The 2,714-nt window shown below is 45.4% G+C and carries 3 protein-coding genes; all 3 read left to right on the top strand.

Annotated elements, in window-relative coordinates:
- Window positions 1–126 precede the first annotated feature (126 nt).
- The 3 genes from noc to ADA01nite_RS10680 are packed head-to-tail and all read left to right on the top strand — an operon-like array spanning window position 127 to window position 2,616.
- Window positions 127–951: a nucleoid occlusion protein gene (gene noc / locus ADA01nite_RS10690; protein ID WP_146809957.1), complete on the top strand. Its 825-nt coding sequence runs from the start codon at window positions 127–129 to the stop codon at window positions 949–951.
- Window positions 952–1,004: 53 nt separating this feature from the next.
- Entirely contained in the window at window positions 1,005–1,766 is a 762-nt protein-coding gene (locus ADA01nite_RS10685; protein ID WP_146809956.1) for a ParA family protein, read from the top strand.
- The gene (locus ADA01nite_RS10680; protein ID WP_146809955.1) at window positions 1,759–2,616 is read left to right on the top strand and encodes a ParB/RepB/Spo0J family partition protein; all 858 of its coding nucleotides are present in this window, start codon (window positions 1,759–1,761) and stop codon (window positions 2,614–2,616) included. The genes ADA01nite_RS10685 and ADA01nite_RS10680 overlap by 8 nt, the downstream gene beginning before the upstream one ends.
- Window positions 2,617–2,714: the final 98 nt, after the last annotated feature.

Below are 2,714 nucleotides of genomic sequence, written 5' to 3'. Positions count from 1 at the left end.
AGCAACGCCCGCGAGTTTTTCTCATGTATTTTTCTTTATGTTTCACGTGGAACACGGGGCAGGAAACTATGAGGAAGATGGCGAATATTGAAGATGGAAAGAAGGAGAGTGGGTGGTGTCTTTTTTATGAAGGATCAGTTTTCACGTTTATTTGGTCTGACGGAACGCACCGATCAAGAAGAGATTAGGCATATCCCGGTTGCAAAAATTGTACCCAATCCTTATCAACCCCGCGCCGTATTCGATGATGATAAAATTGACGAATTGTGCGAAACGATAAAAGTTCATGGTGTCATTCAGCCTATTGTTGTACGGGAACGCAGCGGCATATTCGAAATTATCGCGGGAGAAAGACGCTGGCGCGCAGTCACCCGGCTGGGAATGGAGAAGATTCCGGCCATCATTAAAGATTTTAACAATGAGCAGGCTGCGTCTATTGCACTTATCGAAAATCTGCAACGCGAAGGATTAACCCCGATTGAAGAAGCCATCGCATATCAGAAGTTGATTGATATTCATGGACTAACCCAGGAGAGCCTTGCGAGCCGTCTCGGAAAGGGCCAATCTACCATCGCCAATAAACTACGGTTGCTTCATCTTCCGGATCCCGTGCAGGAAGCGCTGCTTGGCCGAAAAATCTCTGAGCGGCATGCCAGGGCACTGCTTGTCTTAAAAGATGAAGCGCTCCAACTGAAAGTATTGGAAGAAATCATGGAGAAAGGTTGGAACGTAAAACAGACGGAACAGCGCATCAAAGTGTTGATGGAGAAGCAGAATCAAAAGCCGGCACAGCAGCGCCGCTCTTTCTCAAAAGACATGCGACTGGCTATTAATACGGTCCGTCAATCGGTGGACATGGTATTGCAGAGCGGATTGAATATCCAGACTGAGGAAGAAGACCACGAAGAGTTCTATCAATTCGTCATTAAAATACCGAAAGAAAAAAAATAGCCCAGGATCAAGGGAGAAGTGTCGTTGGTTGGAAAAAATGAGGGGTGAGACGTATGAGCAAAATTATTGCGGTCACAAACCAAAAAGGCGGCGTGGGGAAAACAACTACCTCTGTTAACTTGAGTGCTTGCATTGCCAAAGAGGGCAAAAAAGTGCTGCTGGTGGACATTGACGCACAGGGAAACGCGACAAGCGGTATTGGAATCGAGAAGGCGAATGTCCGGTACTGTGTCTATGATGTGCTCATTAATGATATTAATACCCTGGATGCGATTCTGCCGACCGATATCGACGGGTTGTTTATCCTTCCCGCTACCATCCAGCTCGCTGGAGCGGAAATTGAACTTGTGCCTGTCTACTCACGTGAGAAGCGTTTGAAAAAAGCGCTTGATGTTGTGCGCGACAAATATGATTATATTATTATTGATTGTCCTCCTTCATTGGGAATTTTGACGATTAACGCATTAACGGCCGCTGATTCTGTATTAATTCCAATTCAATGCGAATATTATGCGCTGGAAGGATTGAGTCAGCTTCTTAATACGATCCGTCTGGTACAGAAACAGTTGAACCGCAATTTATATATTGAGGGCGTATTGTTGACCATGCTGGATGCCAGAACGAACTTGGGGATCCAGGTGATTGATGAGGTAAAGAAGTATTTTCAAGAGAAAGTGTACGGGACAATTATTCCGCGCAATGTGAGATTGAGCGAAGCGCCTAGTCACGGTCAGGCGATTATTACATACGATCACCGTTCCAAAGGAGCGGAAGTGTATAGCGACCTAGCCAGAGAGGTGATCGGAATTGAATAAACGACTGGGAAGAGGGCTGGATGCACTGATTTCTTCCGTGGACATTAATGATGGCGATCATATTCTTCAAGTAGAATTGAAGAAAATACGCCCCAATCCTTACCAGCCCCGCAAGCACTTTGCGGAAGAAGCGCTGCAAGAACTTGCTGATTCGATCCGGGAACATGGTATTGTCCAGCCGCTCATAGCTAGAAAAAGCGTGAAAGGTTACGAATTGGTCGCCGGAGAACGACGTCTGCGTGCTGCAAAGTTGGCCCATGTGGAACATGTACCGGTTGTTGTAAAAGAGTTTACGGATGAGCAGGTTATGCAGATTGCGCTTATTGAAAACTTGCAGCGGGAAGATTTAAATGCTATCGAAATCGCTCAAGCCTATCATAAGTTGATGAATGCTTTTTCGCTTAAACAGGAAGAGTTGGCGAAAAAAGTAGGGAAAAGCCGACCGTATGTCGCGAATTTTCTTCGACTTCTGCAACTGCCAGAAGAGATTCAAGAACGTGTTTCACGTGGAACGTTATCAATGGGACATGCCAGAACGCTATTGGGTGTAGACAAAGATAAAATAAAAATAGAGCTGGCAAAGGAAGTTGAAGAAAAGTCGCTCAGTGTTCGCGAACTGGAAGATATCGTAAAAAAAATGAGCGAGAAAAAGAATGTTTCACGTAAAACGAAACAGCCCGATAAACACCGTTTTGTCAAAGATCTGGAAGAGAGGCTGCGCGTGGCGTTCGGTACTTCGGTAAACATCAAGCCATCCAAAAATCGGAACAAGGGTAAAATCGAAATCGCTTATTTTTCCGAAGACGACTTGGAACGGATTCTTGGGATTATCGAGAAAAATAGAACGTAACTTAAGGCAACCTGAAAGCCACAGGTTGCCTTCCGTGCTGAAAAGGGGATACTACAGAAAAAGTCCATGGCTCTTCAGCCGCAACCCCGACATGAAAA

The sequence above is a fragment of the Aneurinibacillus danicus genome (assembly GCF_007991215.1).
GTDB classification, from domain to species: domain Bacteria; phylum Bacillota; class Bacilli; order Aneurinibacillales; family Aneurinibacillaceae; genus Aneurinibacillus; species Aneurinibacillus danicus.
The sequence above is the reverse complement of the archived record's forward strand: the minus strand, read 5'-3'. Positions and strand labels throughout refer to the sequence as shown.

Bases quoted from the DNA above. Each gene is read 5' to 3' on its own strand.
- ADA01nite_RS10685 (WP_146809956.1), top strand. From the start codon at position 1,005: ATGAGCAAAATTATTGCGGTCACAAACCAAAAAGGCGGCGTGGGGAAA.
- noc (WP_146809957.1), top strand. From the start codon at position 127: ATGAAGGATCAGTTTTCACGTTTATTTGGTCTGACGGAACGCACCGAT.